The organism is Streptosporangium vulgare (assembly GCF_042428775.1).
GTDB classification, from domain to species: domain Bacteria; phylum Actinomycetota; class Actinomycetes; order Streptosporangiales; family Streptosporangiaceae; genus Streptosporangium; species Streptosporangium vulgare.
This window is the reverse complement of the sequence record NZ_JBHMBS010000011.1, coordinates 14,749-30,264: the sequence shown is the minus strand read 5'-3', so window position 1 is coordinate 30,264 and position 15,516 is coordinate 14,749. Positions and strand designations below refer to the sequence as shown.

Annotated in this window: 15 protein-coding genes and 1 pseudogene; 9 read left to right on the top strand and 7 right to left on the bottom strand. The window is 66.3% G+C overall.

Annotated features, from left to right (window positions below; translation table 11 throughout):
- Window positions 1-174: 174 nt before the first annotated feature.
- From ACFFRH_RS22985 to ACFFRH_RS22970, 4 genes are all read right to left on the bottom strand, one after another.
- A complete protein-coding gene (locus ACFFRH_RS22985) occupies window positions 175-1,347 on the bottom strand; it encodes a tyrosine-type recombinase/integrase (RefSeq protein WP_386159457.1) in 1,173 nt (390 codons plus the stop codon).
- Window positions 1,347-1,538 carry an excisionase family DNA-binding protein gene (locus ACFFRH_RS22980; protein ID WP_386159454.1) on the bottom strand — a complete coding sequence of 64 codons (192 nt, stop codon included), beginning with the start codon at window positions 1,536-1,538 and terminating at the stop codon, window positions 1,347-1,349. Before ACFFRH_RS22980 ends, ACFFRH_RS22985 begins: the two co-directional genes overlap by 1 nt.
- A 56-nt stretch (window positions 1,539-1,594) precedes the next feature.
- Window positions 1,595-2,617, bottom strand: coding sequence for a replication initiator (locus tag ACFFRH_RS22975; RefSeq protein WP_386159451.1), 1,023 nt, complete (start codon window positions 2,615-2,617; stop codon window positions 1,595-1,597).
- A 69-nt stretch (window positions 2,618-2,686) separates the two neighbouring features.
- Window positions 2,687-2,863 (bottom strand): hypothetical protein, encoded by a 177-nt coding sequence (locus tag ACFFRH_RS22970; RefSeq protein ID WP_386159449.1) that lies wholly within the window; start codon window positions 2,861-2,863, stop codon window positions 2,687-2,689.
- 263 nt (window positions 2,864-3,126) lie between these two features.
- Between ACFFRH_RS22970 and ACFFRH_RS22965 the strand changes: the two genes are divergently transcribed.
- From ACFFRH_RS22965 to ACFFRH_RS22925, 9 genes and pseudogenes are all read left to right on the top strand, one after another.
- Window positions 3,127-3,678: a hypothetical protein gene (locus ACFFRH_RS22965; protein WP_346114491.1), complete on the top strand. Its 552-nt coding sequence runs from the start codon at window positions 3,127-3,129 to the stop codon at window positions 3,676-3,678.
- 2 nt (window positions 3,679-3,680) lie between these two features.
- Window positions 3,681-4,016, top strand: coding sequence for a carboxymuconolactone decarboxylase family protein (locus tag ACFFRH_RS22960; RefSeq protein ID WP_346114492.1), 336 nt, complete (start codon window positions 3,681-3,683; stop codon window positions 4,014-4,016).
- Between the two features lie 271 nt (window positions 4,017-4,287).
- Window positions 4,288-5,262 carry an NAD(P)H-quinone oxidoreductase gene (locus tag ACFFRH_RS22955; RefSeq protein WP_386159445.1) on the top strand — a complete coding sequence of 325 codons (975 nt, stop codon included), beginning with the start codon at window positions 4,288-4,290 and terminating at the stop codon, window positions 5,260-5,262.
- A 67-nt stretch (window positions 5,263-5,329) separates the two neighbouring features.
- Entirely contained in the window at window positions 5,330-5,659 is a 330-nt protein-coding gene (locus tag ACFFRH_RS22950; RefSeq protein ID WP_386159442.1) for a hypothetical protein, read from the top strand.
- A 38-nt stretch (window positions 5,660-5,697) separates the two neighbouring features.
- The gene (locus tag ACFFRH_RS22945) at window positions 5,698-7,365 is read left to right on the top strand and encodes an NAD-dependent malic enzyme (protein WP_386159440.1); all 1,668 of its coding nucleotides are present in this window, start codon (window positions 5,698-5,700) and stop codon (window positions 7,363-7,365) included.
- 35 nt (window positions 7,366-7,400) lie between these two features.
- Window positions 7,401-8,822, top strand: a complete 1,422-nt coding sequence (gene fumC, locus ACFFRH_RS22940) for a class II fumarate hydratase (protein ID WP_386159723.1) — start codon at window positions 7,401-7,403, stop codon at window positions 8,820-8,822.
- A gap of 363 nt (window positions 8,823-9,185) precedes the next feature.
- Window positions 9,186-10,073 carry a LysR family transcriptional regulator gene (locus ACFFRH_RS22935; RefSeq protein ID WP_386159438.1) on the top strand — a complete coding sequence of 296 codons (888 nt, stop codon included), beginning with the start codon at window positions 9,186-9,188 and terminating at the stop codon, window positions 10,071-10,073.
- Window positions 10,074-10,345: 272 nt separating this feature from the next.
- Window positions 10,346-10,840, top strand: a pseudogene (locus ACFFRH_RS22930) (IS5 family transposase); the annotation flags it as partial.
- Window positions 10,841-10,895: 55 nt separating this feature from the next.
- Entirely contained in the window at window positions 10,896-11,144 is a 249-nt protein-coding gene (locus tag ACFFRH_RS22925) for a transposase (protein ID WP_386159436.1), read from the top strand.
- Between the two features lie 21 nt (window positions 11,145-11,165).
- Here the strand turns inward: ACFFRH_RS22925 and ACFFRH_RS22920 are convergent, their stop codons facing one another.
- Genes ACFFRH_RS22920 through ACFFRH_RS22910 form a run of 3 tightly spaced genes read right to left on the bottom strand, consistent with a single transcriptional unit; the run spans window position 11,166 to window position 15,504 of the window.
- Window positions 11,166-11,741: a DUF6262 family protein gene (locus ACFFRH_RS22920; protein WP_386159434.1), complete on the bottom strand. Its 576-nt coding sequence runs from the start codon at window positions 11,739-11,741 to the stop codon at window positions 11,166-11,168.
- Window positions 11,741-14,338, bottom strand: a complete 2,598-nt coding sequence (locus tag ACFFRH_RS22915) for a tyrosine-type recombinase/integrase (RefSeq protein ID WP_386159431.1) — start codon at window positions 14,336-14,338, stop codon at window positions 11,741-11,743. Before ACFFRH_RS22915 ends, ACFFRH_RS22920 begins: the two co-directional genes overlap by 1 nt.
- Entirely contained in the window at window positions 14,338-15,504 is a 1,167-nt protein-coding gene (locus ACFFRH_RS22910) for a tyrosine-type recombinase/integrase (RefSeq protein ID WP_386159428.1), read from the bottom strand. The genes ACFFRH_RS22915 and ACFFRH_RS22910 overlap by 1 nt, the downstream gene beginning before the upstream one ends.
- Window positions 15,505-15,516: the final 12 nt, after the last annotated feature.

The window sequence follows — 15,516 nt, the reverse complement described above, 5'->3', positions numbered from 1 at the left end:
GATCACCGAGGGACGTAAGAGCGGCTCTCTGCGCCAACAGAGAGCCGTTCGCCATTTGGGCGATCGATGCGCCGCTCTCACGCAAGGAGCAGTAAAGCAGGGGGATGCTCCCTTATCCCGCGTGCGGAACGCAGGCGAATGTAGGCTTTGTACCTTTAAGTCCCACATAACCGGTTAGCCCACGGTTGGCTGATCGGCCAGTGGATCATCGCCTCGATCATCTTTACTCTCGTTCTTGAGTCCCGCCTTAACGATCTCTCCGAGAGCATCGGCGATCACGCGGTCTCTGTCTTTGGACGTGTGGAGATAGATCATCGCGGCCTTGGTGCTGGAGTGGCCCATCCGCGCCATCAGTTCCTTGAGCGAGGCCCCGGTCATCGCCGCCAGGGTGTTGCCCGTGTGCCGCAGGTCGTGAACGTGGATCTGCGGAAGCCCGGCGTCCTTGAGCGCTTTCGCCCAGACCTTCGTGAAGTTGCTGCGCCGGAGCTGGGCACCCTTCTCCCCCACGAAGACCAGGCCGTCATGCTCCGGCTCGCTGAACCGCTGGAGATGCCAAGCCAGGTCACCGACGATGACCTCAGGCAGGGTGACGACCCGCGCGCCCGCGTCCGACTTGGGCCGGCCAGTGACGAGCTCCCCCGCCCTCATCTCCGAGACCGACGCCTCGATCTTCACCGTCCGCGCCGTGAGGTCGAGGTTGTGACGCCGGAGGGCAGCGAGTTCACCCCATCGCATACTGCCGAAAGTCGCCAGGAGCACCAGGGCGCGGAACCGGCGAGGCACGACATCGGCCAGCGCGAAGACCTCCGAGACGGTCAGCACGGGACGTTCCTCGGGACGCTCCACCCCGGCGTTCTTGATCCGACACGGGTTCTTCTTGATCAGGTCATCCTCCACAGCCGTATTCAGGATGCCCCGCAGCAGCCGGTACGCCTTGGCCACGGTGGACGCGCCGGGACCGCTCTCCATGAGCTTGGTGTGCCACTGCCGAACGTGACGTGAGGTGATCTCCGTCAACGGCTTCTCGCCGAAGGTCGGCATGATGTGCAACCGAAGCAGGCCCTCATAGAGCTGAGCCGTCTTGGGACGGAGCGTCCTCTCCGTCATCCACGAGGCCGCGTAACTGCGGAAAGGGACCTTGCCCGCGTCCGGATCGGTCCACTCCTGGTCGTGGATCTCACCCTCTTTCCGAGCAAGCCAGACATCCGCATCGGTCTTGCTCGCGAAGGTCTCCGGTGCCGTGCGCTCCACGTCGTCAGGCCCGGTGTAGCGAGCCTGGAAACGTCCCGATGGCAGCTTGCGCACGGCCCCGAACCGGCGACGACGTCCCTTGTTGTTGCCACCCATCAGGCAGCCCTCCTCTTTCTTGGAGCGATCGGTTCGACGACCCCGGCGGCGATGAACGCCTCAAGCGCCGCTTCGGGGATGCGGACGTTGCGTCCGACGTGAATGAAGGCGATCCGCCGTTCCTCGATCAGGCGACGAGGGAAGCGGACCGAGGTGTTCAGCCGTTCGGCCGCCTCTTCGACGGTGAGCAACCGGCCTTGAGCGAGTTCCGGGAGAGGCGAGGTGGGCTCTTGCCTGGTCTTCCTGGTCATGCCGCCACCTCCAGTCCCGGAGTTGCCGAAAGGTCTGGAACAGGGAGGCCGTCCGCTCTGGCCTGGAGTTCGATCAGGCGTGCGCGGGTGCGCTGGCGGTTGGCGACCTCACGCAGCAGCCGTTTGGCCAGTGGGGTGCGGTTGGGATCCTTGGAGGAGACCGGCCGCCACACGTAGCGGTGCGGGTCGGTCACCGTCTCGTCAGGCAGGCCGAGCATGTCGAGCACCCAGGCCCGGCGATCCTGCTTGTGCTCTCGGAGGGTCTTGTTCGACCACTTACGCGAGACCAGCACGCGACGGCCCGCGTAGCCGAGGTGTTCGGCCTTGTGCGCCTTGCCCTTGCAGCGACCCGGCAGCATGCCCGCCTTGGCACCCTTGGGCTGCACGCCGTAGCGCAGCCAGTTCGGACACGTCGGCGAGCACGGTTCGTAGCGGAGAGCCTCGACCATGCGAGTCGCGTGGTCCCGGCGAGCGTGGTTGTCCAGGTCCTCAGGGTCGAGGGGGTCACCAAGGCTCTTGGTCAGATACTTCGACAGGTAGCGGATGCACTGGTCAGCGTCCGGCGACCCGGCAAGCACCCCCTGAACATCGACTTGAGCGCCGAAGCGCATCACGTGCAGCGGTTCGGCCGCCTCGTCGGTGCCGAGCTGGTCGAGCGCCTCGTCCCAGGTGAGCAGCAGTTCACCGGTGGCCGGGTCGAGGTAGTCGCCGGCCTGCCCGTCCGGATAGGGCTCAGCACGCTCGGCCCGCTCACTCCAGACCGGCAGATGGTCACCGTCGAAGCGGACTTCATCGACGGACGGCCACCACACCTGGTGATAAGTCGCGGCGGCGATCGCCTTGACCTCCGCACGCGGCATGGTCCCGCGGATCGCCATGTGCAAGTGCGGGGCGAGCCGCTTCTGCGGTTCGACGGAGGCGAAGTACTGCACGTCATAGCCCGCCACCCGGCGAAGGTTCTGCACGTTCTCTTTATTCAACGCTGATTGTTGCTTCACGAGGGCGACCTGGGACTTCACGCGGCACGCATGTGTGTGACGATCACAAACCGGGAATGCCCCTCCGGCTGGAATTCGGATGGGCCGACTTCAGACGGGCTCGCCGACCTGCCCGTAGTCCGCACCGCAGATCGCGTCGGCCTCGGCCGACATCAACTGCTCGGCGAACTGTCCGGGGCCAGGGTTGGAGGTAACGGCGCTCTGGCCGCTCATCGGGACCGGAACGAGAAATGACGGCGGGCACCACGGACCGCCGCTGGTGGTCATCATCGACGACTTTCAATGGCTGGACCGCTCACGTGCGGATGTGCTGGGCATTGGTGGCCCGCCGGTTCGGCGAGAGTCGTGTGGCGGTTCTGGGCGTCTATCTGTCCCCGGTGCCGCCAGCTGGGGTGGTCGCTGCTTCGGCGATTCATCAGGAGTACTTATTGAAACCATAAGAAATATGTCTTTGACTTATCATTCGAGGTCAGCGAGCCTGGAAGGCAGTCGGATCGAGAGGTCTGGAATCTAGAGAAAGAGGGATCGCCATGAGCACGGAGAACAAGGTCGTCAGCGACATGGTCCTGTCGTCCTCGCAGGTCACGGCCACAATTGAGGCTCCGCTGGAGTCGATCGACATCGCCGACTGGCTGCTGAACCTGCCCGACAAGGAGTACCAGCGCTGCGCTCCGCCGGATCACAAGGCGGCGGGCTACACCACGACCGACGACGGCCGGCCGATGTCGATCAACGTGGAGATGATCGGGACCGGCCTGGTGGTCCAGCACTATGTCGCCGAGATCGCCGAGAAGCTGCACTGCCACATGGTCTCCACCTCTGACGTGCTGACCCCGCACGGCTGGACCACGGTGCAGGTGATCTGGGATCTGTCCGTCAAGGACAACGGCGACGGCACGCTGACCTACACCAACAGTGTCGTCAGTCACCCCACGACCGACTTCCTGGCCTTCCTGGAGGCGAACGGGCAGTCCTTCGAGGAGGCCGCCGCAGCCCGGCAGGCCGCCTCCGGCGACCACAACAGCCGCGAGACGCCGCTGTTCGCCGCGAGCATCGCACGCCATGCCCTGGCACGGAGCTGACAATGACCGGACAGCCCGAGCCTCAGTCCACGCCTGTGTCACCCCGGGAAATGGCCCGCGCCTTCACCCCGGCCCTCACCGATTTGGTGGAGGACCCCTTGTACAGCGAGGTGTGGGCAGACCCTGCCCTCAGTCCCCGGGACCGCAGCATCGCCACCGTCGCCGCGGTGGTGGCGCTCTACCGCCCCGACGAGCTACCCGCGCAGCTGCGTCACGCCGTCGACAACGGCGTGACGCAGGCCGAACTCGGGGCGATCATCACGCACATCGCGTTCTACGCGGGCTTCCCCGCAGCCATCAGCGCCTCGGCGATCGCAGCCCGCACGCTGTTGGAGTGAGGGACCGTAGCCGGCGTCCTGCAGTCCTGCAGGTCACCGCCTGCTCCCATGGGTCGACCGGCGCGGCCGGGCGGTTCGCCGGCGGTTTGGCTCCGTGGCAGGTTCCGCCACTTCGGCTTCGCGGCTGCTGTCCTGGCGGGCTGCCTGTCCTTCGCCGAGCTGGTCACCACCGCCACGCGGCGACCCGTGTCGGTCGCCTCCCAGCGGAACGCGCTGTGGGGACCGACACGGTCCGTACGCAAATCAGCGAGACGAGGAAGGTGAGGGACCAATGAAGGCCGTGGTGGTACGCACGCCGGGAACTCCGGACGTTCTGGAGTGGGTCACCGTTGAGGCGCCGCGCCCCGGTCCGGGTGAGCTCGTCATCGATGTCAGGGCGACCGGCGTCAACAAAGCCGATCTCTTGCAGCGTCAAGGGATGTACCCGGTACCGGCAGACGACTCTCCGCTGCTGGGGCTGGAATGCTCGGGTTCCATCAGCGCAGTCGGTGTAGGCGTCGCTGGCTGGGCCGTGGGCGATGAGGTGTGTGCCCTGCTCAACGGCGGAGGCTATGCACAGTCCGTTTCCGTCCCCGCGGGCCAGGTGCTGCCCAAACCGGCGAACCTTTCCTTCGTTCAGGCCGCGTCCCTTCCTGAAGCGGCCTGCACGGTCTACTCGAACATCGCCATGCTGGCCCGCCTCAAGCCGGGTGAGACGTTTCTCGTCCACGGCGCCACCAGCGGCATCGGCAGTTTCGCTAGTCAGTGGGCCAAAGCGTTGGGTGCCCGGGTTCTGGCCACCGCTGGAACACCACACAAAGTGGCCAGAAGCGCCGAGTTCGGAGCCGATGTCACGATCAATTACCGCGAGGAGGACTTCGCCACCGAGGTCTGGAAGGCCACACAAGGGCACGGCGCGGACGTCATTCTCGACATAGTCGGAGGGCCCTACCTCGCCCGCAACGTCCGCGCCTTGGCTGCCGACGGACGTCTGGTCATGATCGGGGGCGACGTTTCGCCTACGGCCCTCGACATCGGCGAGCTGATGGCCAAGCGCGGGTCGGTGGCGGCCACGACCCTTCGGTCACGCAGCCACCGCCAGAAGGCGGAGATCGTCGCCGCTGTCCGCGCGAACGTGTGGCCCATGGTGGCCGACGGCCGCATCCGGCCGATCGTGGACACCGTCCTGCCCATGCACGACGCGGCACAAGCTCATCAACTTCTGGCGGATGGCAAGGTCGTCGGCAAAGTGGTGCTGACCGTTTGAACCTCCCGGGCCAACGAACTGCAGGAGTTCGGCATCGAGGTGGCGACCGTTTAACCCGGGGCCGTTGGTGACCGGCTTCAACGACCGCAGGTTCCAGACCAGGACGGGCTGGGAGGACGACGCCTCCGACCGGCTCGTCGACTACCCGAAGCCGGTCTTTTCCCGAGCGCGGTTCGACCCCGAGCCGGTCGACGCCACGATGACGGCCCACGCCGCCAGCGAGGTCGACACCAACCGCAACCTGGAGCCGAAATCGATGCTCGAGGTGACCAAACGACTCATCGGCGCGCCCTGGAGCCGGACGGCGAAGATCGGGCAGGGAAAGCGGCCCGCCAACCCGCAAGGCTTCTACGACCTGCGGCCCGAGACGCAGATGTCGGGACCGACCGCTGCTTGAGCCGGGCTCCTCAATCCGCCATACCGCAAAGGAACCGCATGTCCGTCAAACCCACTATTCTCCAAGACCGCTACCGCAACCGGGGAACCGCCTTCACCCTGGCCCAGCGCGCCCAGCTGGGCATCGTCGGCCGGTTGCCGGCCGCCGTCGAGACCCTCGACGAGCAGGCCGCCCGTGCCTACGCGCAGCTGCGGCAACAGCCCTCCAACATGCATCGGTACCTGTATCTCAACGAGGTGCACAACCAGAATCAGGTGCTGTACTACCGGCTCTTGGTAGACCACCTCACCGAACTGTTGCCGATCGTCTACGACCCCACCGTCGGCGAAGCGATCGAGCAGTGGTCCAGCGACTTCCGCGATTCGCGCGCAGTGTACTTGTCCATCGACCACCCCGAGGACGTGGAGAGCTCGTTTCGCTCGTTGGGTCTCGGCGCCGAGGACGTCGATCTCATCGTCGTCTCGGACGCGCAGGAGATCCTGGGCATCGGCGACTGGGGCGTGAACGGCACCGACATCTCGATCGGCAAGCTCGCCGTCTATACCGCCGCCGCGGGCATCGACCCCGACCGAGTCGTCGCGGTCAACATCGACGCCGGCACGGACAACGAGCTCCTGCTCAACAGCCCGTCCTACCTCGGCAACCGCCATGCGCGTGTCACCGGCAAGCGCTACGACGAGTTCGTCGCCCAATATCTGGAGACGGCGGCTCAGCTCTTCCCGAACGCTTTGCTGCACTTCGAGGACTTCGGCCCTGGGAACGCCCGGCGCATCCTGGTAGAAAATGCCAAGCGCTACCGAATCTTCAACGACGACATGCAGGGCACCGGCGCCATCGTCATGGCCGCCGTCTTCGCGGGCCTGCGCATGACCGGGGAGCGCTGGGCGGACCAGCGGCTCGTGGTGTTCGGCGCCGGAACCGCCGGTACCGGGATAGCCGACCAGATCCACGCTGCCATGGTGCGGGACGGCGCGTCGGCACAGGAGGCGAAGGACAACGTCTGGCTCATCGACAAGCAGGGCCTGGTCACTGACGACATGCCCGACCTGCCGGACTATCAGCAGCCTTACTCGCGACGGAAGGACGAGGTCGCGGACTGGGCCGATGGTCGGATCGACCTGCTGACCACGATCCGGCACGTCAAGCCCACGATCCTGATCGGGACCTCCACGGTGGCCAGTGCGTTCACCCGGGAAGTCGTCGAAGCCTTGGCGGCGGGAGTGGAACGGCCCATCCTGCTACCGCTGTCGAACCCGACCAGCCGCGTCGAGGTCATGCCGTCGGATGCGGTGCAGTGGTCGCGAGGGAAGGCCTTGGTCGCCGCCGGTATCCCGGTGGACCCCGTCGACTACGACGGCGTCACCTACTTCATCGGCCAGGCGAACAACGCGATGCTCTACCCGGGCCTGGGATTGGGCACGATCGTCTCCGGCGCCGAGCACGTCACCGACTCCATGCTGCTGGCCGCCGCCGAGGCCGTGGCCGGGCAGGTGGACGTCGGTAAACCGGGAGCCGCCCTGTTGCCACCAGTGGCGAACCTGCGGGCGCTGTCCGCGACAGTTGCGATCGCCGTGGCCCAGGCCGCCGCCGTCGACGGGGTCGCCACGAGATCCCACGCCAACCTTGTGGAAGCCGTCCGCGAGGCGATGTGGCAGCCGGTCTACCGAGACCTTCCGCAGCCTAACGAAGCGGTGGAACGCTCATGAGCCGGGACGAAGGACAACACCCTGTCTTGCGCGACGTGCCCGTCGGAATCGACGCGACGGGCGAGCGGTCGGAGTTCGACAGCATGGGGAGCATCGACGTTCCCGCGGATCGTTACTGGGGCGCTCAGACACAACGCTCCCTGATTCACTTCTCCATCGGCGACGACCGCATGCCCAAGGCCGTCTACCGCGCCTACGGGTACGTCAAAAAGGCGGCGGCACAAGTCAACGCGGCCGCCGGACGCCTTCCCGACTGGAAGCTGCGGGCGATCGTCCGGGCCGCCGAGGAGACGATCGCCGGCGAGCTGGACGACGACTTCCCGCTCTATGTCTGGCAGACCGGGTCGGGAACGCAAAGCAACATGAACGTCAACGAGGTGATCGCCAACCGGGCCTGCCAGCTGCTCGGCGGCACACTCGGCACACAACAGCCGGTGGCACCCAACGACGATGTCAACATGGGCCAATCCAGCAACGACAGCTTCCCCACTGCGATGCACATCGCGGCGGTCTTCGAGATCGACGATCGCCTGCTGCCCCAGGTCCGGCAGCTCGCCACCACGATCGAAGAGAAAGCCCGCCAGTGGCACGACGTGGTCAAGATCGGGCGTACGCATCTGGAGGACGCCGTGCCCTTGACCGTCGAGCAGGAATGGTCGGGGTGGGCCTGCCAGCTGCAGGCCTGTATCGCGGAGATCGAACATGCCCGGACGGGACTTCTGGAGCTGGCCGCGGGCGGAACGGCGGTCGGGACGGGACTCAACGCCCCCAAGGGTTTCAGCCGCGATGTCGCCGCCCGGATCGCCGACCTGACTGGAAAGCCCTTCATCACGGCGCCGAACAAGTTCATGGCGCAGGGCTCCCTGGACCCCATGGTGCGTGCCCACGCGGCGTTGCGCGGGCTCGCCGTGGCTTTGATGAAGATCGCCAACGACATGCGCTGGCTGGCGTCTGGGCCGCGCACAGGCCTGGCCGAACTGCTCCTGCCGCAGAACGAGCCCGGGTCCTCGATCATGCCGGGCAAGGTCAACCCGACCCAGTGCGAGGCGATGGTCATGATCGCCATCCAGGTACTCGGCGACGACGCGGCAGTCGCCTTCGCCGGCAGCCAGGGCAACTTCGAGCTCAACGCGATGCGCCCGATAATCGTCAACAACTTCCTGCACTCCTCGCGCGTTCTCGCCGATGGTGCGGAGAAGTTCCGGGTGTATTCCGTCGCGGACACCGAACTCAACCGGAGCAGGATCAGGCAGTACGTGGACGAGAGTCTGATGCTCGTCACGGTGCTCAGTCCGCTTATCGGCTACCAGAACGCCGCGCACATCGCCGAGGAGGCGCTCGCCAAGGGCCAGACGTTGCGCCAGGCTGCTTTGGCCAGTGGACATGTGGACGCGAAGACATTCGACGAGGTCGTGGATCCGCTTGCCATGGTGGGTGACGGGTTCGCTGGGGCGTGAGTCTGCAACCTTCCCAGAAGCCATCAGGGCGTGCTTGAGCCGTGTGCGGTGAAAGTCGCACGCACGGTTCCGAGGGGGCCGGGGCACAGCAATGTGCTCCGGCTACCCGACGAAATGACCGCTCGGGCCCACCCTTCGGTACATCCGTTTGCGCTTCGGTGGGCGGTCAGCACACCGCCATCTACTTCTACGATCACCAGTACGCCACGCCGATCCTCACCCCTGGCGCTGTGGGGCGCGGCTGCTGAGGTGATCGCTTGGGTGTTCAGACGGCGCCGGTTCCCGGCGCAAGCGGGTTAACCTGAAATCGATAAGCCAAGGATCTAGCTGCCGCCCGATGAGAAAGGTCAAGGACATTTCCTCATGGAGCTACGCACCCTCGAATACTTCGTGGCCGTCGCCGAGGAGAAGTCCTTCACACGGGCCGCGGCCCGCTGCCGGGTCGCCCAGCCGGCCATCAGCCAGCAGATCCGGGCGCTTGAGCATGAACTCGGCGAGCCGCTTTTCGAGCGCACGTCGCGCTCAGTCCGGCTGTCACGCGGCGGCGACGTCCTACTGCCCTTTGCCCGCCAGGCGCTGGCCGCGACGGCAGCCGCCGTCGCGGAGTTCGCCGCCCGCTCCGGCGTGCTGTCCGGATCCCTGAGGATCGGTACCGTCGACGGCGTCGAGCGCACGGACCTGCCCGCGATCCTCGGCGAGTTCCACCGCCAGCACGCAAACGTCACCGTCGAGCTCATTGGCGGCACCAGCGCCGAACTCCTGGCCAGGATCGGCCACGGAGGGCTCGAAGCCGCCGTGGTCGCCCTGCCAACCATGCCACTGCCCGGGACGCTGGAGATGCTGACCATGCTCGAAGACGAGATCGTCGCCGTCGTTCCGGCGGCCGACGATCGCGCGAAGCTCGCGCGACTGCCGCTGACCGAGCTGGCTGGGCCGACGACAATCACCTACGCCCGCGACAGCGGCCTGCGCACTCTTCTGGAAGAGAGCTTCGCGGCCTGCGACGGGGACGAAGCATTCCGGCCCGGCTGTGAGACCAACGATGTCGCGCTCCAAGTCGCTCTGGTCAAAGCAGGCATCGGCACCGCGTTGTCGGCGCAGACGGACCCCTCACTACACGACGAGAAGGTGGCGATCATCCCTCTGCAGCCTTCGGTGCGCTACACCAAAGCCATGGTGTGGCGGACCCAACCCGCACCCGCCGCCCCATTGCGCGCGCTGCTCGCGATCGCCGGACACCGTACGGTCTGAGTGCCCGTGTACAAACTGATCCCTGAGCCCGCGGCGTGGGGCAATAATCAGGCGAAATGGTGACGTAGTGCAAACTCTCGGCGACATAGGGCGACCTTTCGGTAGCAACGGTGGTTATCCAAGCCCCATCGCCAACGGAAGGTCTGCCGCCGTTGTACGCCACCGCTCCTATCGTTGTCTCCCGTAACGAAGAAACTGCCTGCTCATGTGTGGCCTGCCGGTACGGCCGCGGAGCCGATCACCCGACCCGGGCGCCCCGCTACACCACCGACATGAGTGACGAGGAATGGCAGGTCATCAAGCCGTTGATGCCCTGGCCGGCCTGGCTGGACAGCAACGGCGGGCGACCCGAGAAGTACTGCCGCCGCCTGATCATGGATGCCATCCGGTACGTGGTCGACAACGGCCGCAAGTGGCGCAATCTGCCCGCGGACTTCCTGGTGCCCTGGCGCACCGTCCATTCGGTCTTCACTCGCCGGTGGACCGACGGTGATCTCTATGCTCTCCACAATGACCTGCGCGAACACGTTCGCCTGGCCGAGGGACGCGAGCCGGAGCCCAGTGCGGGGATCATCGATTCGCAGTCGCTGCGGGCCGCCGAGACCGTCGCCGCCAGCTCGCGCGGATACGACGCGGCCAAGAAGGTGCAGGGCACCAAGCGGCACCTCATCGTGGACACCCTGGGCCTACTGCTGGTCGTCATCGTCACCGCCGCCAGCGTCCAAGACCGCGACGGCGCCAAGCCCGCACTGGCGCGTCTGCGCGACTGGTACGAGCGGATCGCGCCGATCTGGGGCCGACAGCGCCTACGCCGGCAAGCTCGTGACCTGGGCCCAAAAGCACCTCCGGCTCACCGTGGAGATCGTCAAGAGCAGCGACGATGTCAGCGGCTTCGTCGTCCTGCCCCGCAGGTGGGTGGTGGAGAGAACGCTGTCGTGGATCTGTCAGCGCAGGCGGTGCGTGCGGGACTATGAGCGGTTATCCGAACATCACGAGGCCATGGTCTTGTGGGCGATGATCATCTTCATGGGACGACGACTCGCACGATCCGCGTCCCGCCAATCGACCTGACGATCAGTTTGTACACGGCACTTAGGAGTCAAGGCGTTCAAGCAGCTGAGCTTCGAGTTCGGCGATGCGCCGATCGGCGAACCGGGCGTTGGAGCGGGCAGCTTGAAGCCGTTCGTTCAGCGTCCGGGTTTCGTCGGTGAGGCGGCGGACCTTCTGCTTGAGAGTGGTGTTCTCCGCGAGGAGCCTGCCGTGGGCGTCATCGGGGAGGTCGGTCTCGTAATCGCGCAGGCGGGCCAGGAGCTGGCCTATCTGGCCGCGTTGGGCGACGATCTCGGCGTGAGCGGCCTTGATACCGTCCTCGGCGTTCAGGGCTCTGTCTTTCCATGCGGCCTCGACCTGCTCAGCTTTGCGAGCAACGTCGTCTGCGCGAGTCTCGGAGGTGGCCTTTGCCGCTTGCGCGACCAGTTGGCGGGCCTGAGGATTCTGGTAGATGAAGCTGCGCGAAACCTGCGCTCTGCGCGCGGCCGCCGCGGTGGTGATCAGGGCGCGTTCCCGTTGCATCTGCCGCAGCGTCGCCTCCAACTGCTCCAGCATCGTCTTGATAGCGCGCTGGCGGGCGTGGTTAGCGTTCTCGGTCCGCGAGCTGGGCGTGCTCATCAGGATCCATCCTCGGCGAAGGCGCGTTCGTGAGCTGCCTCGGCGACCTCTGCCAGGTCGGTCGCGCGGAAGTTGATCGCCCAGATCCGCTGGTAGTAGTCCTGAGGGCGGCGAAGGTCGAGGGCGAGTGCCTGGTCGAGAAGCCCCATCGCGGCCAGGGCCTTCTCCAGGCCTTCGATGGCGCGGGCGGTTGGTTCGAAGACCTTGTGGAGCCAGTCGGCCATCTCGTCGGTGGGCGCGCGTTCGGCGAGTGACCGCCACTGCTCGGCCTTGCGCCGCCAGTAGAGCAGGTCCGCGCCGGACAGGACGAATTTGTCGCAGTTGTGACAGTCGAGCTTCCAGGGGCAGGCGCCACCGTTGACGACCACCTGGTGGGTGCAGATGCCGCCCTCGACCGGGGTGCTGCGCTTGCTCAGGTCGATCGCCAGAGCCGTCGCCTCCTCGCGGGAGAGCGGTTCGATGCTGCAGGCCAGGGGAGCGCCGGGATCGACCGAGGCCGGTCCGGCGACCCAGACCGTCGCCAGAATGTCGTCGAGGTCGGAGTGCGCGACCTTCGCGTAGTGCTCGGCCATCCGGTCGCTGACCTGCCCGAGGTAGCGGCGGATATGGGCGAGGCTGGCGCCCGCGGCCAGGAGCTTGGTCGCCAAGGTGTGGCGGGCCTGGTGGATGACGCTGTCGGCCAGGTCCAGGCTCGTGACCCACTCCTTGAAACAGGCATGGAAGTGGCCGTAGGAGATGGACTTGTCGCCCCTGGGGTTTCTGTACTCGCTCGGGAACAACGCCAACGTCTTGCGTTCCTCGATGGCCGGAGCTCTGCCGTGCTTGTCCTCGAAGGCGGTCAGGGTTTTGGCGCGGCGTTCGGCGATCCTGGTGTAGAGATACTCCGGGATACGGATGCCTTCGTTGTAGTTGCCGACCTTGGTCTGGTCGTGCCAGAGCATCGGATGGCCTCGGTAGCGACCGGTGCAGTCGAGTCTGAGCTTGAGGACCTCGCTGCAGCGCCGTCCCGTCGCCACGATCGTCTCCCAGGCGTCGCGGAGGCCGCGGTCGTGGGGGTCGAAGGTGTCGGCGAAGGCTTGCAGGTTGGTCTCGTCAGCAAGAGCGCGGGCGGTTTCGTCGTTGAACGGATGCCGGGTGGTGCTGGCGATCGCGCCGGCCTGGGGCAACGCGGTGATGAAGGCCCGGTCCAGGCCCGCCAGGTCGGACCGGCCCGTGTTGAGAGCCTGGAACAGAACCTTCCGGGCATAGGTGAACGTGAGCCCCTGAGTGGTGCTGGTCACCGTCGAGGGCTGGCCGTCGGAGCGGATCGTGCCCAGGGACGGCATGCCGTGCCGTGCCCGGTTCAGCAGATCGGCTGCCCACCGCTGGGCGTGCTCGGCGCCCAGTAGGCTCGGGTCGTGGCCGCCTCGCGGAGCGTCCAGTGCGAGAAAGCCGCCGAGTTCGAGCATGGCGCGCCGGGCCGAGTCGAAGTGGCCGCGAGTCCGCGGGCACTTGGCCGAGCGCAGTAGCTCCGCCAGGTGGTCCCAGAGCAGGTCCCGGAGCCAGACTTGCGGAACGCCGGTGAGATCGAAGTAGCTTCCTGAGTGGGGAAAGCGTCGGCCGAAGTGCTCGGTCTCGATGAAGCCCGCTTCCTTGCTGTCTGCGGGACTGTGGTTGATGATGCGCAGGCCAACCGCGATCTCCAGACAAATCATTTTCAACTTGGAGTCTGTGGTCAGGTGCGAGACTTCGTCCTGTTTGGCGTGAGAGGTGAAGTCGGCCAGTGACGTCAGGTTGATTTCGGCGCAGCGGTTCGCCATCCGTTGGATGTCGCGGATGTCCCAGGTTGAGTGGTGCTTCATCTGGGCGTGGGTGTTCAGGCCCCACTTGATCTCCGCTTTGAGGAGTGGTGGCAGCGCGGCCAGGTTGATCGAGCCGAATTGGTGGACCTCCCCGGTTTGCCGGCACCAGTTCCGGAACGCTTGGGCGTCGATATAGGTAGGGGCGGGAGGGGCCGCGTGGTCCCCCTTGCGCCACCATCCCCCTGGCACTCGGGCGCCGCCCGGCTTGCCGTCGGCGGTGTAGCGGTCCAGGTGGGCCCGACACAACCTGAGCGCTGTGGCTGCCGGTCGGGAACAGACATGAACGCTGCAGGTGCCGTAGCTGGGCAGCGGGACCTGTTCGTTGATCCAATCCTGCAGGTCGGCCTGGGGTGTGCTGTTCAGGATGAGGTGCCATCGTGCGTCGTGCGACTTGCAGAGCCCGGTGTTGGTGTTGTGCACGGTCCGGTCGGGGCAGATGGCGCAGGGCCGGGGCTCGAAGCGGTCGCGGGTGGTCAACGGCCGAGCCGTCTTCAAGAACGTCATGAGGCTGCTGCCGCTGGCCTGGCACTCCAGGAAGTGGGTCTCGCATAGCTTCTTCTGCAGTCGGCGGATCCGTTCGCAGCCGTCGACGATGCAGCCCCAGCCATAGACCGGGTGGTCTGCCGGGATTTTCATCAGATCCGGCCGGAACAGCGGATCGAAGCCCGGGCCGTCGATGAGCGCGGTCAGGATCTCCAGGCGATCCCGGCGAACCCGGCTGCTGCCGTCGCCGAGCACGGCCAACTGGGTGGTCATCACATCTCCCAGGCCCGGTCCAGCGCTGCAACGAACTTCCGGTCATGAACGTCGGCGTGCCCGTAGGTCTCATCGACCGTCACCGCCGAGGCCCAGCCGCCCGTGTCTCGGGCGATCACGGTGTTCCCGTCGGAGGCGTCCAGTACGTTGGTGGCGAACTGATGCCGCCAGGAGTGCGGATTGATCTTCCCAAGTCCCAGCCGGTTCCCGGCCCGGTTCAGCATGCCCCGAGCCGCCGCCGCTGCCCAAGGCTCACCCTTGCGGGCCCCGTGCAGCTGAACCAGCAGCATCCCGTGCCCCGCGTCGCGCGGATACTCCGTGGTCATGTACTCGAAGTAGGTATGAATCATGGCAGGGCTCGCCCGCCGCACCAGCCCGCCGGTCACCACCCCGTTCCGGACCGCCCAAGGCGGTTTGCTCTTGGCCCGGCTGCGGTTCCGGTTGAGCTCTCGATGGCAGATGTGAACGTGCGGCGAGGCGCACTGCCCGCAAGCCGCGCCTTCGCGTAGATGCAGGTCCACCAGATGCAGCCCGCAGAACTCCCCGATTCGGAAGCCCCCGTCGGCCAGCCAGGTCACCGTCATCCGGTCGCGTGCCGACTCCAGCCCTGACAGCAGCACCGACCGGGCGCCCTCCGGTGGCATCTTCGGATGTCGCCGCCGCACCACCCGGGCCGGCCGCAGCGGATTGGCCGCCACCTGCTGGACCACATGCCCCAGAAACAGCCGCTTCCGGTCCGCTTTCGTCGGCAGCCGCGCACCCCGCTGCGAAAACTCCTCCGCCAGGCCCGGGTTCACGCCCTGTGATCCGGCATAGACGTAGAACCCCTTCAGACACGCGGCCGCGCCGTCCAGCGAACTCTGTGCATAGGGCTTCTTGCCCACCCGCCACGGATTCCCGAACGGCCCGCGGAACTCCGCGCCCACCGCCCCCATGTAGCGCTCGAGATCCTGCATCGAGACCGCCTCGACAGTCAGCCCCTCAGACTCCAGCCACCGCAGATGATCCACCAGCAGGTACGCATACGTTCGATCGGTCCCGCCGCTCAGGCCTCGCAAGAACCCGTCGGGCAACCCGCACACCGAACCGTCCGCAGCCAAGATCGTGAACGACACCCGGCCCGAGTGATGCACGAGTTCCTGCACCCGCAGATCACCGATGATCAACTTTCGCCCCAC

What these genes read in the sequence shown, in the direction of transcription:
- ACFFRH_RS22985 (WP_386159457.1), bottom strand. Translation starts at nt 1,347, where the DNA reads ATGGGTGGCAACAACAAGGGACGTCGTCGCCGGTTCGGGGCCGTGCGC.
- ACFFRH_RS22970 (WP_386159449.1), bottom strand. Translation starts at nt 2,863, where the DNA reads ATGACCACCAGCGGCGGTCCGTGGTGCCCGCCGTCATTTCTCGTTCCG.
- ACFFRH_RS22965 (WP_346114491.1), top strand. Translation starts at nt 3,127, where the DNA reads ATGAGCACGGAGAACAAGGTCGTCAGCGACATGGTCCTGTCGTCCTCG.
- ACFFRH_RS22960 (WP_346114492.1), top strand. Translation starts at nt 3,681, where the DNA reads ATGACCGGACAGCCCGAGCCTCAGTCCACGCCTGTGTCACCCCGGGAA.
- ACFFRH_RS22955 (WP_386159445.1), top strand. Translation starts at nt 4,288, where the DNA reads ATGAAGGCCGTGGTGGTACGCACGCCGGGAACTCCGGACGTTCTGGAG.
- ACFFRH_RS22945 (WP_386159440.1), top strand. Translation starts at nt 5,698, where the DNA reads ATGTCCGTCAAACCCACTATTCTCCAAGACCGCTACCGCAACCGGGGA.
- ACFFRH_RS22935 (WP_386159438.1), top strand. Translation starts at nt 9,186, where the DNA reads ATGGAGCTACGCACCCTCGAATACTTCGTGGCCGTCGCCGAGGAGAAG.
- ACFFRH_RS22920 (WP_386159434.1), bottom strand. Translation starts at nt 11,741, where the DNA reads ATGAGCACGCCCAGCTCGCGGACCGAGAACGCTAACCACGCCCGCCAG.
- ACFFRH_RS22915 (WP_386159431.1), bottom strand. Translation starts at nt 14,338, where the DNA reads ATGACCACCCAGTTGGCCGTGCTCGGCGACGGCAGCAGCCGGGTTCGC.